A 19,691-nucleotide genomic window follows, 5' to 3' on the forward strand; every position below is an offset into this window, starting at 1 on the left:
CTTAAATAGAACAATAGATTTACTAATTGTACTTTTACCACTTGCTTGGGGTCCAATTAACAGCATTATATCCGTAACATCAGCCTCAAATTTTTTCACTGGTCCAAAATTTTCTATAGAAATTCTTTGCATAATTTTGGTTTACTGTTGATTGAGATTCAGAAATATAAGATAACTATTGACAGTGTAACAAAAATTTTATGCCAAATAATCATGTAACTGAACTTCGCACTCAATTAGGAATGAATTCTATTCCTGAATTAGCAGTCAGGTAAAATAAAATAGCACAAAATCAAGCATGAGTTGTCTATTTTGTCAAGAGATAAATCAAAATACCAGAAATGTAGATTCATGTAATTATTTTTTTATTTTTATGAGAGTGCTGTAAAATTTATTTAACATTAAGTAAAGAAAGATAATAAGGAATCACTTCATGCCTTACACAAACGAAGAGGGCGGTCTTCTCAATAACTTTGCTAAAGAACCCAAGCTTTATCAAGCTGAACCACCAACAAACTCTCAAAAGCGTACTTATATTATATTAGGAATTGCAGCGGTGCTTTTAATTGGAGGGGTAATTTTTGTCGCTTTCACTGTCTCTAATGTTAGCTAATTGGAAAACTGTCCTTTAATAGCCTTTCCTGATTTCAGGTTCTTATTTTGATCAAGAGCCTGATTTTTTGCTATAATTGCAAAATACAAGTATAATTATAGTCTTTTTTTTGGTATTCTAGCCCGTAAAACTTGATTCATCCTGAAAAAGATAGCATCTCCGTGAAAATCCAAATTATGAGATGTGACATTAATATTTAATTTATTCAGTCGGGATGTATACAGAAACAAGGGGTAAAACCCAACTAAATACAAGCGTGAATGAAACTGTCCACACAGAAAACACTGGTTTGAATCGGCAAGTATATCAACGCCTAAAACTTGCTCTGAGTCTGGGTTTACGTAGACAAATTTTATTTGCTATATGTGATGATTTACATTTAAGAAACCGGATAGCAGCACGTTTACACTCAACCCTTGCTTATCCAGTGGGCAAGGTTTTATATCAACGAGATAATGTGGGAGACTTTAGCACACCAGCCTATCCACGATTGGTGACAATACGATTAAATCTCAGTGATCCTAATCCCATCGCGCAAATTAACCAATGGTTAGCTAATTACCCACCTCCACTGGTTGGAGGTTCAACAGAGAATCCTGGTCGTCCTTTACCAATTCCAGGATTTCAGATTGTGGGGGTGGAAATGCTGACTAAAGAACCAGTTGCAGTCCAACGTTTATTTTTGAATTATCTCCATTTAAGTGAACAACATTTATCTGGTTATGAATCTAGTCGCTTTTTAGAATCTAGTTTGTTATTTTGGGTTTCTCGTCCTTGGTTATCGGCAATTCAGCAATCAGCACCCAAATTTTGGCATTGTCGCACGGGTGTATTTGTATTTGAGGGAGAACCGACACCAACTATAGATAATAGGGGTTATTCAGAGGTTGTGGCTGACTCCCGTAGTTTAGAACGAGAAAATTTAGATAATTTAATTGTGAATGAGGAAAAGATTTCTCCAGACATTAAAGCCACAAATAAACCTGATTTACCTTTAACAACAACTACAGATTTAAGCACAGAAATACCGGAAAAATCTCCTGTTCCATCTCCTCAAACTACCAATAATCAGCGCGAAATTGCCTTATCTCATATTAATCAGGAGTTGCAAGGATTAATTAAGGAAACAATAACTGCTGATAATAGTGATCAAATTCAACAAATACTTGGAGAAATTGAACAGTTACATATTCAAAAGGCTAAGGAAGAAGAGTTAGGGATAGCTTATCAGAATCTTGGTAATTTCTATCGGTTGCAGATTGAGGAAGGAAAAGCAACGGCGGAAAATTTAATGATAGCAATTCTAGCTTATCAGGAGGCTGTTAGTTATGATGAAAGTTCTCCACAACTTCCAGATGTTTTGAATGATTTGGGGACTCTTTACTGGATGTTGCACCGTATCCCCGATAATTCTGAAGAAGCAAAGATTTATATTCAGCAAGGGATAGATTTTTATAAGTTAGCACTCAAGTTGATTACAGGTGATACTCAGCCGGAAACTTATACTCGTATTCAAAATAACCTGGGTACTGCCTACGGTGATTTGGCTAGGTTTGCTGACGCGGTGGAAAACTGGAATTTAGCGATTGTGGCTTATGATGAGGCGTTGCGTTACCGACAGGAGGATATAGAACCTTTAAAATATGCTGCTTGTCAGAATAATTTAGGTACAGCTTACTGGCATCTAGGACAGTATAATCAGCCTGTGGAACATTTGACAAGGGCGATCGCTGCTTATAAATTAGCAGTTATTCACTATCAACCGACAGATGAACCCCTAAAATATGGCATGATTCAAAATAATATTGGTACTGCTTATTGGAATCTTTCCCAGTATGAACAACCAGTAGAAAATCTCCAGTTAGCAATTCAGGTTTATAATGAAGCACTAAAATATCGGACATCTGCTGATGTTCCCCAAGCCTATGCTGCTACTCAAAATAATCTGGGTATCGCTTACTGGCACTTAGCAAATCAGCCGCAAACAACAAAGGAAGATCAACAAAAACTCATAAAATTATGTATTAATGCCTATGAAGAAACTGTGAATATAGCTCACTCATTTACTAATCTGCCTTTAAATTTTGATTTATATGTGACACACAATAATTTAGCATTAGCTCATCATGATTTAGTGACAAATTTATCTTTTAATGGTGACAAAAAAACACTGTCTCAACATTTAGAAGCTGCTTTAGAAAATCATTTACACGCACTCAGTGGATTTGATAGAAAAACAGAAAACTATCAAACAACAATCGGTTATATTGTTAACATAATTCGTACTTTTCACAATGAGTTAGGAATTCAAGGACAAAATTTAGCTTTGTCTAAACTTCCAGGACAATTGCTACCAGATATTTTGCGGAAGTTGTAAATTAGTAATTGGTGTTATGAAAGAAATAGTTTTAGGGGTTCGCAATCTACAAGTTGAATTTATCAGTGATAGCAGTAAAGTAAAAGCTATTGATGATATTAGCTTTCAGCTACATCAGGGTGAGACTTTAGGAATAGTGGGAGAGTCGGGAAGTGGAAAGTCAGTTACGGCTTTAGCAATTATGGGTTTGTTGCAATATCCGGGAAAAGTGAGTGGAGGGGAAATTTTATTTTCTCGGACAAGTGGACAACCGTTGGATTTATTAGCATTATCACCTGACGAAATGCAGCTTTATCGAGGTGGTGATATTGCGATGATTTTTCAAGAACCAATGAGTTCTTTAAATCCGGTTTATAGTATCGGGTTTCAGTTGCAAGAAGCTATTATGCGCCATCAAAATGTGAATGCAATTGAAGCAAAAAGAATTGCGATCGCCGGGTTGCAAGAAGTTAAACTTTTACCTAGTGATGAACAAATTGAGGAACAGTATCTTGATCATGATTTGTCAGCACCCGGTAGTTTTAAATTGGCACAGTTGGTGAAAGAACACAAAGAAGCTATGCTGGAAAGATATCCTCATCAGCTATCTGGAGGACAATTGCAACGAATCATGATTGCAATGGCTATTTCTTGTAATCCATCTGTATTAATTGCTGATGAACCAACCACAGCTTTAGATGTAACTGTGCAAGCGACAATTCTAGCATTGTTATATGAACTGCAACAAAGCCGCAATATGGCAATGATTTTTATTAGCCATGACTTGGGTTTAATTTCGGAAATTACTGACCAAGTAGCAGTGATGTATAAAGGTAAAATTGTTGAATATGGTGCAGCAGCACAAATTTTCAATAACCCCCAACATCCCTATACTAAAGGACTTGTAGCTTGTCGTCCTAGTCTGAATCGTCGTCCCCACAAACTACTGACTGTTTCTGACTACATGAGTGTAACAGAAGATGAATTTGGAAAAGTGACAATTCAGACTAAAGAACCTGCACAACCAGCGGAAATTACTGGGGAAGAGATTAATGCAAGATTAGCAAATATTCGTTCACAACTACCTCTGTTGTCCGTTAGTAACTTGGAAGTCGGTTTTCCAGTCAGGGGAGTATTTGGCAGTACAAAACGTTACCATAAGGCTGTAAATGGGGTTTCCTTTGATGTTTTTCCGGGAGAAACTTTGGGATTGGTGGGAGAATCTGGTTGCGGTAAAACTACTTTAGGGAGAACGTTGCTGCGATTAATCGAACCGATGAGCGGTAAAATATTTTTTAATAAACAGGATATTACTCACTTGACTGGGAAAACTTTGCAGCATTTACGACGAGAAATGCAGATTATTTTCCAAAATCCTTTTAGTTCCCTCAATCCCCGGATGAAGATTGGGGAAGCGATTGTAGAACCTCTGTTGATTCATGGGGTGGGGAAGTCGAAACAACAGCGACAAGCTAGGGTAGTGGAATTGTTGGAACGAGTGGGTTTAAGTGCGGGTGATATGAAAAAATATCCTCATCAGTTTTCCGGTGGTCAGCGTCAACGGGTTTGTATTGCTCGCGCTTTGGCTTTAAATCCTAAGTTTATTATTTGTGATGAATCAGTTTCAGCTTTAGATGTATCCGTGCAAGCGCAAGTTTTAAATTTATTGAAAGAATTACAAGAGGATTTTCAACTAACTTACATTTTTATTTCCCATGATTTAAGTGTAGTCAAATTTTTGAGCGATCGCATTTTGGTGATGAATCAAGGGAAAATAGTGGAGTCAGGGACATCTGAAAGTATTTATCTCCACCCCAAAGAAGAATACACCCAAAAACTAATTGCTGCAATTCCTACAGGTAGTCCAGAAAGGATCAGAAATCGGCACAATGAAATTATGCGGTCGTGAAGCTTAAATTCCTGGATGAAAAAAGGCTGAAACCTCTGCCAGGATTACTTGTGTGTTTTCAAACACCCTCTTAGCGACTTTGCGGGAAACAAAATCAAGATTTGGTTCATTCACATAAAAATGGCTAGAAATGTCAAAATTTGATAGCGAAGCGCTGCTGCAAGCAGATCGGGAAAAACTCAGGTAGATGCAAAATGGATATCAAAAATGGATTTGTTGGTACAATTGGTAACACCCCATTAATTCGTTTAAACAGTTTTAGCGAAGAAACAGGTTGTGAAATCTTGGCTAAAGCCGAGTTTCTGAACCCTGGTGGTTCTGTCAAAGATCGGGCTGCGCTGTATATTATCGAAGATGCAGAAAAAAAAGGACTTCTCAAACCCAGTGGTACAGTAGTAGAAGGAACAGCGGGAAATACGGGAATTGGGCTGGCACATATCTGCAATGTCAAAGGCTATAAATGCTTGATTTTTATTCCCAATACCCAATCCCAAGAAAAAATAGATGCTTTAACTACCCTGGGTGCGGAAGTTCGTCCTGTTCCTGCTGTACCTTACAAAGATCCGAATAATTACGTCAAACTATCTGGTAGAATTGCGGCAGAAATGGAAAACGCCATTTGGGCTAATCAATTTGATAATTTAGCCAATCGGATTGCCCATTATGAAACCACAGGTAGAGAGATTTGGCAACAGACTCATGGTAAAGTAGATGGCTGGGTGGCATCCACTGGTACGGGTGGTACTTATGCTGGTGTGGCAATGTACCTAAAAGAACAAAATCCGGGCGTTAAATGTGTGGTGGCTGACCCTTTAGGTAGTGGACTATATAGCTATATCAAAACTGGAGAAATCAAAATAGAAGGTAATTCTATTACTGAAGGTATTGGGAATAGTCGGATTACCGCCAACATGGAAGGCGCACCTGTTGATGATGCCATCCAAATTGACGATTCTGAAGCCTTGCGTGTTGTTTATCAACTATTAAGAAAAGATGGTTTATTAATGGGTGGTTCAACGGGAATTAATGTCGGTGCAGCCGTGGCTTTAGCTAAACAATTGGGACCAGGACATACTATTGTAACTATTTTGTGTGACAGTGGTTCTCGCTATCAGTCACGAATATTTAATAGTGCATGGTTAGCCAGTAAAGGATTAGTGATCAGTTAGGATTTTTTAGCGATCGCCACACATACAACATATAGTATCATAGTGGCGATTTAGCCTATTTTTAAGGCAAGGAAGGACGAGGAGGTAATTCCGGTTTTGGTGGCTGTTTTTGCTTAGTTGATGATGGTGATGACGGTTTTCCTGGTAATGAACAAAAACGAATTAATATTGATTTCCCAATTTGGATGATTGCAGCTTTAGAACATGAAGCTAAGAGGATGTTTGAAAAGTATCAGAATTAATCGAGATCCCCCCAACCCCCCTTACAAAGCTTACAAAGGGGGGCTAAATTCCTCAAAGTCCCCCTTGGAAAGGGGGATTTAGGGGGATCTGCGGGTGTCAGATCCCACACGAAAAAGTTTTCAAACAACCTCTAAGGGTTTGGGTGTTACTTCTGATTCTATTATTAAATTATGGCTGGCTGAACGTCTGGATAAAAAAGTTACTAGCGGGTAAAAACAGGGAACGGTCAACAGTTATTACTGATCGAAATGATATAATCAGAATTATTACCGTTGTCCGTTTTCCTAACTAGGGGGTAAATCCATCATGGAAAAAATAGAACTTGAATTAGATAGACTGACTTTTGAACGGGCAAAAACTATTGCAATAGTCAATCAGTCAACGTTATCAGAATTGATTACTCAAGTAATTGAACGTTTAGCAGAAATTCAGGAAAAGAAAGATCCCTTAATGGGATTATATGCGGATGTTCCAGAAATCGTTGATGAAATTGTCGTTGAGGCAATGGAAAAAAGAGGATATAGTTGATAAAATGAATAGAGTAGAGAAATCCCTACTTGATACTGATATTCTTTCAGAAATTATTAAACGGGCAAATCCTCAGATTATTGCCAAAGCCGATATTTACTTAAGCCAGTTTGAGAAATATACAATTTCTGCAATTACAGTTATGGAAATTGTCGAAAGATGGCAGAAACGTCAGCAAAAAGAACGTCTTCAGCAATTTTTAAACATCCTAATTTCACAGGAAATATTATCTTTTGATTTAACAGCTTCTGTATTAGCCGGAAAAATTTATGCTGATTTAGAAATAACAGGAAAGAGGATTGGTTATCCTGATTGCATGATTGCTGCTATTGCTATTAGTCATAATCTTACCTTAGTTACAGGTAATTTATCTCATTATCAAAGAATTCAAGATTTGGGTTATTCACTAATACTAGAGAATTGGCGTTTATAGTCAAAATGGCGATGAATGAATTAATATCAAATATCCAAAGTCAGGAACAGCCCCTTCTGATTTCTGTAAAAGTATGTCAACATCGTACTTGTAGAAAACAAGGTGCAAAGGAAGTTTTAGCGGCTTTACACGATTTACCTATACCTAATGTGACAGTCACATCTAGTGGCTGCTTAGGTCAATGCGGTAATGGTCCAATGGTGCTAGTTTTACCCGAAATGGTTTGGTATTGTCGGGTGTTACCCCAAGAAGTACCCAGATTGGTGGAACAACATTTATTAGGTGGTAAAAGAGTGAAGAAAATGCTTTATTATCGGTTTCATCCCCAGGGATAAAGATCACTGAAAATATATAAATGCTGTAATTTGGTACAGTAAGAAGTGAGGGAATGAATGGATATTCAGCATTTACGTCAATCATTAAAAAAGAAGTGGCTAATTTATTACGAACAAAATCGTCCTTGGCTAGTGAAAATGCGAATATGGAAAGATTATTATGGTATTCGCCGACCTTCTTCTGGTTACATCTTAGCGACTTTATCTACTTTAGAACCAGAGTTAAAAAAAATTCTCCCTTTCATTTTGGATTTAAACAATGATCCTGATCAGATAATTGCAGCTTTGTGTTTGCACTTCAATCCTGAACAGGAGTTAAACTTATTAAAATCCCAGCATTCTACCGCCAAAAATGAGATTGTTAGTACCTCTCCGGCTCATATAGCCCTGACAGACTCACCTGTACCCAAAGAACATAAACAGGTGTTATTGAAAATGACTACAGGCATTTCTGTGATTGCAGTTGCTACACCGATTCATGATCATTCTTCAGTTAAGCTACCTCTCGGATTGGGAAGGGAACAAATAGATAAACGATTGATAACTACGGGATTTCCTAGCCCAAATATTCCCCGGATTTCATCTACTCATAGCAGTATTTTGCCTTCTTGGATAGATGAATTGTGTCCAGGTAGGGGAAATGGGTAATGGACAATTAGACATGAATTGATGGATATTCGTGGGAGACAAAGGGAATAGCAATTATTTCTCCTGCTACTTCTCCAACTTGCACTTTTAAGCCAACTCCACCAGCTTTACTCCTGATGTAAACTAGTCCAAAATGACCATCAGGAGTGGTTGTATAGCTAGTGAGTTTACCTACTTTTTCTTCGCCAATGGTGATTACTGTTCCTGGTTCAGCCGCAGCACTAAGACGAATTCCCCAAAGGTATTGTTTTACACCTTTATATGTATTAAGTCTGGCAATGGTTTCTTGACCGATATAACAACCTTTATTAAAGGAAACTGCCTGCCATAAGCCCACTTCCAGAGGGTTATAATCATCCGTGAGTTCCGAGTCGGGAGCGGGACGACCTTGTAATATTCGTAACATTTCCCAAGTGCGATCGCTCAATTCCACAGCCCCCAATGACCGTATTTTCTCCCACCATGTTTGTTTTTCAGCGCGGGGTAAAATCAATGTATATCCGGGTGCAGCCAAGCCGCTACCCACCGCAACTATCACCCCACCAACCAAAATGTGATTACCATTTGGTTGACCAATTAAATCACCAGCCCCCAATTTTTCGATAACAGCATGACTTTGGGGTCCAATGAGGCTTAATATTGCTGTTTCTTCTGTCACATCAGTTAATTTAACCTGATCAGAAGGGAAGATATACCGATCTAACCATTTCATAAGTTCCTGACGACGGTTCGGGGAAACCAATAATAAAACAGCATCATTTAAGACATAAGCCGTGACTAAATCTATCGTGCGGGCTGTAGATGTCACCATCACAGTATCGCAGCCCTGACCAGGTTTACGAGATTTAAAATCATTAGTGCTTTGATTGTGTAAGAAGCGAAGACGATCATCGCCAGAAATACGGATAAGTCCCCAGGGAGAGCGATCGCACACTACCACCCCTTCCCGTACAGATTGCATAGCATTTACATCTTTAGTATCAATTGCGGATGTTAACATAGTGGTACAAAGTTATCCTTAATTTTAATATTATCTTTTGAAAAATATTAGCAAATAATTTGGTAATTAGCAAAAACTCTTGCCAATACCCTATTCTGCCATACAATAGCGATCGCGTCCCTGTTCTTTATCATGATATAACCGTGAAGGCAGGAAACTCTTAACAGAGAACAGAGAAAATTTTAATAGTCATATTATTTCCGCCAAGCTGTACTAGTAGATTCTGACCATGAAAAATTCAGAAAGTAGGGGCGCAGGGTCTGCGCCTAGAAACGATTCATCAATAACAGCATGAAATTGATTTACCCCAACCCGTAATGGCTATTAAGAATGGTTGCTTTATTTGCACCATGCTGTACTAGATTTACCCATAAACTTTCCTGTGCTTTAATAGTACCTAGTGACTCTTATTTCATAACATAGCAAAAGTCCTGAACAACTGAGGATGATTTTTCGCACTCAGCCGTCAGGACTATCATTTTAGAATAAATTGACATAAATCTAATTATGGATGAATGCTGAGGGAATAGGACAAATCTCCCCGGTGTCAATTTTAGATCCTATTAGTGACATACTCAACACACCCCCTTATGCCTTGCGGCACGCTTGCGCGAACAAGTGAGTGTGGGCTTCTCGGCGACTCTTCCATGAAGACATTGACCGAGCTTTAAAGCCATAAGCACTAGTACAACAAGGTGTAAGTGAACGAACCATTTTCAAGCCCTTAATCAATCAAATTTTCGGAGCTTTTAATAGTCATATTATTTACGCCAGCCTGTACTAGGTTGTTGACGAAATTATTTTTTTGGTGAAATCAGCATCATCATATTCCGCCCTTCTTTCTTCGGTGCTTGCTGAAGTTCACCAAAAGGCTCTAAATCCGTAGCCATTCGTTTAAGCAACGTTTCTGCCAAGTCACTGTGTTGAATTTCCCGCCCTCGGAACATCACAGTAGCCTTAACTTTATCGCCATCTTTGAGGAAGCGTTCGGCTTGTTTAACGCGCACATTATAGTCATGTTCTTCTATCTTGTAGCGCATCTTCACTTCTTTTACATCAGCTGTGTGCTGCTTCTTCCGGGCTTCCCGCGCCTTCTTCTCCTGCTCAAACTTATATTTCCCATAGTCCATTATTCGACATACTGGCGGATCAGCCTTGTCACTAATTAGCACTAGGTCTAATTCCTTTTCCTCTGCTAATTGTATCGCTTCCTGCGGAGTTATAATTCCCAGTTGTGCGCCATCAGTGTCAATCACCCGAATTTTCGGGAAGCGAATCCGTTCGTTAATTTGGGGCAGATCGCGAGTTCTTTTTTTCTCAATCACAGGCATTATGATTAGTGGCAGCTCTTTAGTTAAGATTTTGGACTGGTCTTGATTTAGTTAGTTTAGTTTGATATGCCATTGAAGGCAAAATACAACAGTAACTCAGAATTGGAAAATGAATATCCCTCTCTAGTGTAGCAAATTTATAAGAGAAGTTCGATCAAGTCGTTGACTGTATAGCCGGACTCTGAGTTGATTCCACTGCATTATTTAATGTAAATTACATGATATTTGACACTAATAACTATTGTTACAATTTTCTTCTGAGATACATAGAGGTATGATATCTAGAAGATGTTTCTATGATAGCAAAATTAGGTATACATTGAAGCTAACCAAATATAATGTAACATATTAAGAAACAACGCACAAAATTAGTAGTCTCCAACTAAGTAGGTTGGCGTTGAAAATTGTCGTCATAGCAAGGCAAGAGGCAAGAGGCAAGAGGCAAGAGGCAAGAGGCAAGAGGCAAGAGGCAAGAGGCAAGAGGCAAGAGTAAAGAAGTTTTCAGCAATTTTACGTTTCTTTACACAGCTTGGTTTTATTGTGTTCACCGACTTAATCATTAAGAGATAACTGTGACTACCGCAAGAGATTGGCAGCAAAGAGTTGGTAATCAAAGGGATTGGGTGTGGCGTGGTTGGCAAACCCGTTATACTTATATTCGTCCTCCCCATGATTATGCAAGAACAACACCCTTAATTTTACTTCATGGTTTCGGTGCTTCCATTGGTCATTGGCGACATAATTTAGAGGTTTTGGGTAAGTCTCACACGGTTTACGCTTTGGACATGATTGGTTTTGGGGCTTCGGAAAAAGCTGCAACTAACTACAATGTGGAATTGTGGGTAGAGCAGGTTTACGATTTTTGGAAAACTTTTATCCGTCAACCAGTGGTTTTGGTGGGTAATTCCATCGGTTCACTGATTTCCCTAGTCGCAGCCGCTAACCATCCTGACATGATCCAGGGGATAGTGATGATCAGTTTACCTGATCCTAATTTGGAACAAGAAATGATTCCGACTGCTTTGCAACCTCTTGTCAGCGGGATTAAAAGTATATTTACTTCCAGATTAATATTAAAACCGATATTTTATTTTGTGCGTCGTCCTAGTGTGCTGCGCCCTTGGGCTAGTTTAGCTTATGCCAATCCCGAAGCGATTACTGATGAACTTATAGATATTTTAGCAGGACCACCCCAGGATAGGGGATCTGCTCGTGCCTTTAGAGCCTTGTTCAAAGCCACAACAGGGATTAATTTTAGTCCTAGTGTCAAGAAAATTTTACCAAACTTAACAATTCCTATGCTGTTAATTTGGGGAACAAAAGACCGATTTGTGCCGCCAAAACTAGCAAATCAATTTGTGGGCTACAATGAGAGACTGCAATTGCTATATCTGGAAGATGTCGGTCATTGTCCCCATGACGAATCACCAGAACAAGTTAACCAGGCGATTTTAGATTGGATTAGTAATGGGTAATGGGTAATTGGTAAACATCTACCCCCTACTTCCTGTCCTCATCAACAACTTATTTAGCAAACTCTAATTAATCTAATTTAAATTAACTTGTGTAGTATCAACATCTGTAGTGCCATCAACAGTGTAAGCTACGGCAACTAGTTGATTAAGAATATCCTGAGTGGGAACTTGACCTTTTAGTACCACAATGCTACCTGTTTGAGCAACCCAGAGAGTATCAATATCATTAAGGTCAGGATCTTGATCAAATGCTAATGCTACTCGCTTGGCTAAACCACTTTGATCATATTCTCCATTTAGTCCTATACGCTCTGGTTCTATGGTTTGTGTATTAGCATCATAGCTAGAATTTGGATTAACTTGGGTGCTTTCCGATTTTTCTAAGCCAAACATTCTTTGCAACCAACCCATAAATACTTTGTTCCTGTCAATTTTCACTGCTGATGACAATATATGGCGTTAAGTTAAAGGCTGCATCTACCTTTAAAAATAGATATATCTAAATTAGTAATATTCCTGCTAAGAGTTAGATATTTATGATCATGGTGTATTACTCTGTCGCCAACACATCTTACGGATATTTATGGCTGATACCTCCCGTAAGGGATACAAAAATTAAATATTATTCTTATGGATAACTTTTCCACAGGAACGGAATGATTGCAATTATTAAGTATAAAATAAAAATTCAGACCGACAATGCAGCGTAGTAGAAACTCGCTTTGCAGTCATGAGTGCCGGTCTGCGTTCATGTCATGCTCCTTTAGTCGCCGATGAAACATACGCTGTCAGTTATTGTGGAAGATGAAGCGGGGGTTCTATCCCGCATTGCTAGTTTATTTGCTCGTCGGGGTTTTAATATTGAAAGCCTGGCTGTGGGACCTGCGGAACAGAATGGAGTATCCCGAATTACGATGGTTGTCCCTGGCGATGATCGCATTATTGAGCAACTTACTAAACAACTATATAAGTTGGTTAATGTTCTCAAAGTGCAGGATATTACAGAAATTCCTTGTGTAGAAAGAGAATTGATGCTTCTCAAGGTTAATGCTACTAGCATTAATCGTTCGGAGATTATTGAATTGTCTCAGATTTTCCGAGCGCGAATTGTAGATGTGGCTGAAGATTCTTTAACCTTGGAAGTTGTTGGTGATCCTGGTAAAATGGTGGCGATTGTGCAAGTGCTACAGAAATTTGGATTGAGAGAAATTGCTCGCACAGGTAAAATTTCTCTGACTCGTGAATCGGGTGTGAATACTGAATTACTGAAGTCGTTACAAGCAAAAGTCTAGTACCGCAAAACAGAATTAAACATTAGTAATTAAAAATTCACACAGCAAATTCAACAGGCTGTTTATGGATTTTTAATAGTTGGATTAAAAGTCAACAATCGGAGTTTTCGCTCCAATTAAGCAGCAGATATGGTGTAAACACTATACTTGCTGCTATTATTTTTATTTAATAGGGAATTTGTGTCAAACTGGCATGACTTAAGCAGTGGAAATTTGATAAAACCTCTATAAGTTCAAGATAAAAAATAATAACCCATACATTAATGTTTATGTTTAGTTGATATTTATCAACGCTATGGCATTTTCATTTAATTGGTGAAGATTTATTTTTGTAAATCACCACATAATTAATTAAGAGGGTGATTGGAAGGGAGCAGATTGCAGATTAATGAGGTACAGAATCTAAATTTGAAGCCGGACAGTAAGCCAGTTTTACTTCTGAATCCTTACTGCTGCTGCCAGACGGTGATTTGAATATGTCATGTCTTTGAGATTATCAATTAGAATCTCAGGTGTTTATCTAGTGAAAAGATTTCATATATTTTCCTGGAGATGTTGATGTGAATATCCTATTTTTCGTCTCTCATTTTACTGTTCAGAAAACAATTAAAACCTTATCCAATCAATTAAGTAAACTTAGAAATAGACATTGGTTTATTTTTGATATTACTATTTTTGCAATGACACCATTGCTAGCATTATCCTTGCATTTTGATGGTGATCTGAATTTGCAAGAATATATTTCACAGTTAGCAGTTGCTACAATTTTATTTTTAGTAGTTAAACTAATTGTTTTTTGGGGATGTGGTTTTTATAAACGCTATTGGCGATATGCAAGTATTGAGGAAGTAATCTACATAGTCATGTTGATGATGGGTGTGATAGTCATCCAAACAACGCTATTTAATATATTGGATAAAACATTCAATATGCTATTAGGTAATCTTCCGCAATCACTACCAATTTTGGAGGGAATACTTTCTGGTATTTGTGTGATTGCACTACGGTTTAGTGTGCGGGTTGTAGAAAGGGTAAATCATAGACAGAAAATATCTAAGCATAGGGAGAGAGTGCTGATTATTGGTGCGGGTAATGCGGGGGTTTCTCTTGTGGAAGATATGCAAAGAAATCCCCAGTTTGGGGTTTATCCTGTAGGCTTTATTGATGACGATATCAAAAAACAGCATATACATTTACGGGGAATTCCGGTATTGGGCGATCGCTATAAAATTTCCGAGGTAATCAAAACATTAAAAATTCAGAAAATTATTATTGCCATGCCTACAGTTTCTGGACAAATTATTCGAGAAATTGTTGATATTTGTCAAGCCAATGGAGTCCAACCTAGCACTTTACCAGGAATACATGAAATCCTCAATGGTCGTGTCCGAGTAGATAGTATTAGAGATATCAAAATTGAAGACTTACTCAGGCGAGAACCTATTCATATAGACATTAAAAAGGTGTCTAAATTTATTAAAGATAAAACAGTTTTAATTACAGGTTCAGGAGGATCAATTGGGAGCGAACTATGTCGGCAAATTTTCCGTTGTCACCCAGCAAAAATTATCCTGATTGGACATGGAGAAAATTCGGTTTTTAATATCCAACAAGAACTAGAACAACTAATCCAAATTCTCAAAAATAATGGTCAATCAGTCATCAATATACCGCAGATTTATACATTCATTGCTGATATTCGAGTGCGATCGAGATTAGAACACGCTTTTGAGAGATTTAAACCAGATGTAATTTTTCATGCTGCTGCTCATAAACACGTCCCTTTGATGGAATTAAATCCCGCAGAAGCAATTACTAATAATGTCATTGGCACCAGAAATTTACTACAGGTAGCACTGCAATATAATGTCGAACATTTTGTCATGATTTCCACAGACAAAGCAGTTAATCCGACCAATGTAATGGGTGCGAGTAAGAGAGTAGCTGAAATGCTAGTTTTACAAGCAGCAAAACAAAGCGGTAAATCCTATGTAGCTGTAAGGTTTGGGAATGTTTTAGGGAGTCGAGGTAGTGTAGTTCCTACTTTCCAAAAACAGATATTAGCCGGTGGACCAATTACAGTTACTCATCCCGATATTTGTCGTTACTTCATGACTATACCGGAGGCTGTACAACTAGTTTTACAAGCATCTGTTCTGGGTCGTGGTGGTGAAGTTTTAATGTTAAATATGGGTGAACCTGTAAAAATTGTGGATTTGGCGAAGGAATTAATCCATCTTTCGGGATATGAGGTTAACAAAGATATTGACATAGTATTTACGGGTTTAAGACCGGGAGAAAAGTTATTTGAAGAGTTGTTTATTGAGGGAGAAGAGTATGAAAAGACGGAGCATGAAAAACTGTTAGTTGTGAAAAATGCGAGCCAGATTCTTCCTAGTTATTTGGATATTACGGTAGAAACTTTACTGGGAGTAGCAGCTAAAAATGATGCTGATTCGATTATGCTATTGCTGTCACAATTAGTGGTAGGTTATAAACCAAAATTGCCAGAAGAAATAAGTTTGTTAGAGCCTGGTCAATTTACTAATCACACATCAAATAGTTGGATAAATATTCCGAAAAGTACCAAACCCAAAATTGCCTAAATAGATTAAGATTTTTGCTGCTTTTATATTCGTAGTGTTAATAAATCTGTAGAAAAGTATGAAATTAAGCAATAAAGTTCAGACAAAAAATTTGTCGATGTCAACATATTTATCTTCTCTTAAAAAGATTGCAAAAATTTTTTTCCGGAGGAAATGTGATTGGTCAATAGGAATTTATACAGGGGAATCACCTTTTAAGTTAAGTTCTCAAGAGAATATCAAAAATCCAGTTTTAACAGCTAAAGATGTTATAGATGTTTCAGCAGAGTTTGTTGCTGATCCATTTATGGTTTATGAAAATGGGACTTGGTATATGTTTTTTGAGGTTATGAACATTGAAACAAATAGAGGAGAAATTGGCTTGGCAACAAGCACTGACGGCATAGAATGGAACTATCAAAAAATTATTCTGCGCGAATCTTTTCATTTGTCTTATCCCTATGTATTTAAATGGGATAATAGTTATTATATGGTACCAGAAAGCAACGCATCAAATTCTATTCGCCTTTATCAAGCAACTGATTTTCCTGAACAGTGGTCATACTTAAACACCTTAATTGAAGGGCAGAATTTTAAAGATTCATCCGTTGTTTATTTTCAAGATAAATGGTGGCTATTTACAACTACTGGAAACAATGATTTTTTGCGGCTATACTATGCTGAGTCCTTAACTGGGAAATGGATTGAGCATCCTAAAAGCCCTATTATCGAAAGGAATTTCCATATCGCTAGACCTGGTGGTAGGATGACAATATTTGATAATAAGCTTTTTAGATATAGCCAAGATTGTCAGCCATTCCGCTATGGAAACAAAGTTCGGGCTTTTGAAATAACAGAATTAAGTACAACAAATTATTCAGAAAAGTTGGTAAATGAAAATCCAATCATAGGCGCAAGTGGATATGGTTGGAATGCTGATGGAATGCATAATGTTGATCCTCATATAGTCAATAAAGATGACTGGATAGCTTGTGTAGATGGCTATTATTATTCCTTGAGTTTTGGTTTTAATAGCAGTGATTTCGAGAAGATATTTTCATGACATTATCTCATTAAAATATTATGAGATTTGTCATAAAATACAGTATTTATTCTGGAAAATTAAGAGAAAAATGAACACATTTAAAGAAAAACTTGTCTCTATTAAAGAAGTTTGGTTTGATGAAGAACCAGAACAACTATCTGACATAGATATTGTTCACTATTATCAGCGAACAAATCGAATTGAATATATTGAATTTGATGAATTTCATACAAGATTAGTTGATCTCAACGAGGATGAGAATGTTTTATGGGAAAAATTAGGCAAAAATAATCGCTACAAAATCAAGCGTGCGTCTGAAAAAGATCACGTCACATATCAATATTGGGATGCACAAAGTATTGAGTTTGATACCTTGGATAAGTTTCTTGATTTCCATGATCAGTTTAGTCTCTCTCAGGGTTTAAAGAAAATTAATATACATCGGATAAAAAGTTATCTTGATGCAGGGATTTTTGATCTTTCACTCGTCAAGTCTCAAGATGGTATCCCTCTCACTTGGCATGGTCACTGCTGTGTGAGAAATCGAGCTTGCTTTTTATACTCTGCATCAATTAGAGATAGTAAAGACACCTCATATCAGTCTTTGGTAGGGCGTACAAATCGTTATCATCACTGGCAAGATATGTTGAGATTCAAAAAGTCAGGAATTTCGGTATATGACTTTGGAGGCTGGTATGCCGGAGACATAGACAAGAAATTATTGAATATTAATAAGTTTAAGGAGGAGTTTGGTGGAGAAGTAGTTCAAAATTTTAAAGCTCTTCATGGAGTTACCCTCAAAGGAAAGCTATTCGTATTTTTGTATAAACTACGAGCAAAAATGATCGGCTAATAAATGTGCATAGGTTTAAAATATGGCGTTGCTGAATGTTATCAAAATAGCTAATGATTAAAGCCAATGCAAGAAAAAATAATCCCATGAGCCTACGTCGTAATTTCTCTTGGACTTTTGTTGGTAATTTTGTTTATTCAGCTTGCCAATGGGGAATGTTAGTAGTTTTGGCTAAACTTGGCGGACCAAAAATGGTAGGACAGTTTACCTTGGGGTTGGCTGTAACAGCACCTATAATCATGTTTACAGATCTCCAACTAAGGGCTGTCCAAGCAACAGATGCTCAAAAACAGTTTTTGTTTAGTGATTACTTTGGGTTAAGGCTAATATCCACAGCACTGGCACTTCTAACTATTACAGTTATTAGCTTTTTAGGTGGATATCAAAGGGAAACATCTTTAGTAATCTTCCTCATAGGAACAGCCAAGGTATTCGAGTCTATTAGTGATATATTTCAGGGGCTAATTCAGCAGCATGAACGAATGGATCGGATTGCCATTTCGATGATGATTAAAGGACTTCTGTCATTGCTGTTCTTAGGCGGAGGAATATATATATCCGGTAATATTTTGTGGGGTGTATTTGGGTTAGTCTGCGTTTGGGCTGTGGTTCTACTCGGCTATGACCTTCCTAGTGGTCTTTTGATGCTAAAAGATATCTCAGAATTGCAACCTCGTTGGCACCTGAAAACTCTAAAACATCTAGTATGGCTTTGTTTCCCATTGGGGTTTGCGATGATGCTAGTTTCGCTCAATACCAACATTCCTCAATACTTGATTGAGTATTACTTGAATGAAAGGAAACTGGGTATTTTTACGGCTTTGGCTTATATGATGATGGCTGGAAATATAGTAGTGAATGCCTTGGGGCAGTCAGCCAGTCCTCGTCTAGCAAAATATTATGCTAGTGGAAATCTTATAGGTTTTCGTAACCTCCTGCTGAAACTAGTGGGAATAGCTGCTTTACAAGGCGGAATAGGTGTTTTAGTAGCGGTGACGAGTGGACGACAAATTCTAATGCTGCTGTATAGCCCTGAATATGCCGAGCAGACAACTTTATTTATTTGGCTGATGGTTATTGCTGGGTTTAATTACATATCATCTTTCCTAGACTGTGGAATGACGGCATCTCGATATTTTCGTATCCAAATACCTTTGTTTGTTACTGTGACAAGTATTTCAACTGTAGGTTGTCTATGGCTGCTGCCGAAGCTGGGTTTGGTAGGGGCAGCGATCGCTTTATTGATTGCCGCAGTTATTCGCATAGGTTTTACGTTTACAGTTATTCTTCATTTACTACACAAGCGATGATGGGAATTTCTAAACGATTAAACGAAGCAATCGCTATGAGTATTTTCATTGTAACTGTTCACACTCCCCCCTATCTTTAACGAGAGATCAAGGGTTTCGATAATTTTAGAGGGGGGGGGAGTGAATAACTACTTTTCATTGGCTCTAATTCATAGAGGAGTAATAGAACAAACTGCTAAATCTTTAGTAGATATTTTTGCTATTAAGTAGGTTGGCGTTGAAAATTGTCGTTATGGCAAGGCAAAAGGCAATACTTCGACTTCGCTCAGTAACCACAGGCAAGAGTGAAGAGGGTTTGGGCGATTTTACGTTTCTTTACACAGTTTGGTTTTATTGTGTTCACCTACTTACTACAGGTCTAAAGTTTAAGATACTAAAGTATCGTGTTGGTTCTCCATTAAGTGAAGAAAATTTAAATAAATCGCAGAGATTTTGGTCTAATTGCGTTGAAAAACATTATTTAATTTAATGCTTTAATTTGATGAAAAATACAAACTTAGAATTAATTTGGTTAGCAACTGGAATCATACTTACAACTGCAACTCAACTCAGATTCCCTGGAATTC

18 protein-coding genes are annotated in these 19,691 nt (G+C 37.6%); 14 read left to right on the plus strand and 4 right to left on the minus strand.

The window, feature by feature from the left end; genetic code table 11:
- Positions 1–132: AAA family ATPase (locus IQ228_RS05400; RefSeq protein WP_193962351.1), on the minus strand; the 132-nt coding region annotated here is incomplete at its 3' end.
- Between the two features lie 301 nt (positions 133–433).
- Between IQ228_RS05400 and psb34 the strand changes: the two genes are divergently transcribed.
- From psb34 to IQ228_RS05440, 8 genes are all read left to right on the plus strand, one after another.
- Positions 434–613: a photosystem II assembly protein Psb34 gene (psb34, locus tag IQ228_RS05405; RefSeq protein WP_015083315.1), complete on the plus strand. Its 180-nt coding sequence runs from the start codon at positions 434–436 to the stop codon at positions 611–613.
- Positions 614–827: 214 nt separating this feature from the next.
- On the plus strand, positions 828–2,990 hold the full coding sequence (locus IQ228_RS05410; protein ID WP_193962352.1) for a tetratricopeptide repeat protein: 2,163 nt from the start codon (positions 828–830) through the stop codon (positions 2,988–2,990).
- A 16-nt stretch (positions 2,991–3,006) separates the two neighbouring features.
- Positions 3,007–4,878, plus strand: coding sequence for an ABC transporter ATP-binding protein (locus tag IQ228_RS05415; protein ID WP_193962353.1), 1,872 nt, complete (start codon positions 3,007–3,009; stop codon positions 4,876–4,878).
- Positions 4,879–5,072: 194 nt separating this feature from the next.
- The gene (locus IQ228_RS05420) at positions 5,073–6,047 is read left to right on the plus strand and encodes a cysteine synthase A (RefSeq protein WP_193962354.1); all 975 of its coding nucleotides are present in this window, start codon (positions 5,073–5,075) and stop codon (positions 6,045–6,047) included.
- A gap of 549 nt (positions 6,048–6,596) precedes the next feature.
- On the plus strand, positions 6,597–6,818 hold the full coding sequence (locus IQ228_RS05425) for a hypothetical protein (protein WP_027403399.1): 222 nt from the start codon (positions 6,597–6,599) through the stop codon (positions 6,816–6,818).
- 4 nt (positions 6,819–6,822) lie between these two features.
- A complete protein-coding gene (locus IQ228_RS05430; RefSeq protein WP_035082582.1) occupies positions 6,823–7,251 on the plus strand; it encodes a type II toxin-antitoxin system VapC family toxin in 429 nt (142 codons plus the stop codon).
- 11 nt (positions 7,252–7,262) lie between these two features.
- On the plus strand, positions 7,263–7,586 hold the full coding sequence (locus tag IQ228_RS05435; RefSeq protein ID WP_051424417.1) for a ferredoxin: 324 nt from the start codon (positions 7,263–7,265) through the stop codon (positions 7,584–7,586).
- Between the two features lie 57 nt (positions 7,587–7,643).
- Entirely contained in the window at positions 7,644–8,234 is a 591-nt protein-coding gene (locus tag IQ228_RS05440; RefSeq protein WP_027403396.1) for a DUF5331 domain-containing protein, read from the plus strand.
- A gap of 7 nt (positions 8,235–8,241) precedes the next feature.
- On the opposite strand, the gene IQ228_RS05445 is transcribed toward IQ228_RS05440, so the two are convergent.
- Positions 8,242–9,234, minus strand: a complete 993-nt coding sequence (locus tag IQ228_RS05445; RefSeq protein ID WP_027403395.1) for a folate-binding protein YgfZ — start codon at positions 9,232–9,234, stop codon at positions 8,242–8,244.
- 797 nt (positions 9,235–10,031) lie between these two features.
- Positions 10,032–10,565, minus strand: coding sequence for a translation initiation factor IF-3 (gene infC / locus IQ228_RS05450; protein WP_015083285.1), 534 nt, complete (start codon positions 10,563–10,565; stop codon positions 10,032–10,034).
- A 572-nt stretch (positions 10,566–11,137) separates the two neighbouring features.
- Between infC and IQ228_RS05455 the strand changes: the two genes are divergently transcribed.
- A complete protein-coding gene (locus IQ228_RS05455; RefSeq protein ID WP_193962355.1) occupies positions 11,138–12,040 on the plus strand; it encodes an alpha/beta fold hydrolase in 903 nt (300 codons plus the stop codon).
- Positions 12,041–12,112: 72 nt separating this feature from the next.
- Here IQ228_RS05455 and IQ228_RS05460 read toward each other — a convergent pair whose 3' ends face one another.
- Positions 12,113–12,451, minus strand: coding sequence for a BON domain-containing protein (locus IQ228_RS05460; RefSeq protein WP_193962356.1), 339 nt, complete (start codon positions 12,449–12,451; stop codon positions 12,113–12,115).
- Positions 12,452–12,813: 362 nt separating this feature from the next.
- Here IQ228_RS05460 and ilvN point away from each other — a divergent pair, with 362 nt between their 5' ends.
- The 5 genes from ilvN to IQ228_RS05485 all read left to right on the plus strand — a co-directional run bounded on the left by ilvN (position 12,814) and on the right by IQ228_RS05485 (position 19,125).
- Positions 12,814–13,332 carry an acetolactate synthase small subunit gene (gene ilvN, locus IQ228_RS05465; protein ID WP_027403392.1) on the plus strand — a complete coding sequence of 173 codons (519 nt, stop codon included), beginning with the start codon at positions 12,814–12,816 and terminating at the stop codon, positions 13,330–13,332.
- Between the two features lie 560 nt (positions 13,333–13,892).
- The gene (locus IQ228_RS05470) at positions 13,893–15,938 is read left to right on the plus strand and encodes a nucleoside-diphosphate sugar epimerase/dehydratase (protein WP_027403391.1); all 2,046 of its coding nucleotides are present in this window, start codon (positions 13,893–13,895) and stop codon (positions 15,936–15,938) included.
- Positions 15,939–15,996: 58 nt separating this feature from the next.
- Positions 15,997–16,980 carry a hypothetical protein gene (locus IQ228_RS05475; protein ID WP_152540473.1) on the plus strand — a complete coding sequence of 328 codons (984 nt, stop codon included), beginning with the start codon at positions 15,997–15,999 and terminating at the stop codon, positions 16,978–16,980.
- A gap of 70 nt (positions 16,981–17,050) precedes the next feature.
- Positions 17,051–17,815, plus strand: a complete 765-nt coding sequence (locus tag IQ228_RS05480) for a hypothetical protein (protein ID WP_027403390.1) — start codon at positions 17,051–17,053, stop codon at positions 17,813–17,815.
- 53 nt (positions 17,816–17,868) lie between these two features.
- Entirely contained in the window at positions 17,869–19,125 is a 1,257-nt protein-coding gene (locus IQ228_RS05485) for a lipopolysaccharide biosynthesis protein (RefSeq protein ID WP_027403389.1), read from the plus strand.
- The last annotated feature ends 566 nt before the right edge of the window (positions 19,126–19,691 follow it).

It is taken from the genome of Dolichospermum sp. LEGE 00246 (assembly GCF_015207865.1).
GTDB classification, from domain to species: domain Bacteria; phylum Cyanobacteriota; class Cyanobacteriia; order Cyanobacteriales; family Nostocaceae; genus Dolichospermum; species Dolichospermum heterosporum.

Excerpts from the sequence above, each read along its gene's own strand:
- IQ228_RS05475 (WP_152540473.1), top strand. The coding sequence starts at position 15,997 with ATGAAATTAAGCAATAAAGTTCAGACAAAAAATTTGTCGATGTCAACA.
- IQ228_RS05420 (WP_193962354.1), top strand. The coding sequence starts at position 5,073 with ATGGATATCAAAAATGGATTTGTTGGTACAATTGGTAACACCCCATTA.
- psb34 (WP_015083315.1), top strand. The coding sequence starts at position 434 with ATGCCTTACACAAACGAAGAGGGCGGTCTTCTCAATAACTTTGCTAAA.
- IQ228_RS05415 (WP_193962353.1), top strand. The coding sequence starts at position 3,007 with ATGAAAGAAATAGTTTTAGGGGTTCGCAATCTACAAGTTGAATTTATC.
- ilvN (WP_027403392.1), top strand. The coding sequence starts at position 12,814 with ATGAAACATACGCTGTCAGTTATTGTGGAAGATGAAGCGGGGGTTCTA.
- IQ228_RS05425 (WP_027403399.1), top strand. The coding sequence starts at position 6,597 with ATGGAAAAAATAGAACTTGAATTAGATAGACTGACTTTTGAACGGGCA.
- IQ228_RS05445 (WP_027403395.1), bottom strand. The coding sequence starts at position 9,234 with ATGTTAACATCCGCAATTGATACTAAAGATGTAAATGCTATGCAATCT.
- IQ228_RS05430 (WP_035082582.1), top strand. The coding sequence starts at position 6,823 with ATGAATAGAGTAGAGAAATCCCTACTTGATACTGATATTCTTTCAGAA.
- IQ228_RS05460 (WP_193962356.1), bottom strand. The coding sequence starts at position 12,451 with ATGGGTTGGTTGCAAAGAATGTTTGGCTTAGAAAAATCGGAAAGCACC.
- IQ228_RS05410 (WP_193962352.1), top strand. The coding sequence starts at position 828 with ATGTATACAGAAACAAGGGGTAAAACCCAACTAAATACAAGCGTGAAT.
- IQ228_RS05480 (WP_027403390.1), top strand. The coding sequence starts at position 17,051 with ATGAACACATTTAAAGAAAAACTTGTCTCTATTAAAGAAGTTTGGTTT.
- IQ228_RS05440 (WP_027403396.1), top strand. The coding sequence starts at position 7,644 with ATGGATATTCAGCATTTACGTCAATCATTAAAAAAGAAGTGGCTAATT.
- infC (WP_015083285.1), bottom strand. The coding sequence starts at position 10,565 with ATGCCTGTGATTGAGAAAAAAAGAACTCGCGATCTGCCCCAAATTAAC.
- IQ228_RS05485 (WP_027403389.1), top strand. The coding sequence starts at position 17,869 with ATGATTAAAGCCAATGCAAGAAAAAATAATCCCATGAGCCTACGTCGT.
- IQ228_RS05435 (WP_051424417.1), top strand. The coding sequence starts at position 7,263 with ATGAATGAATTAATATCAAATATCCAAAGTCAGGAACAGCCCCTTCTG.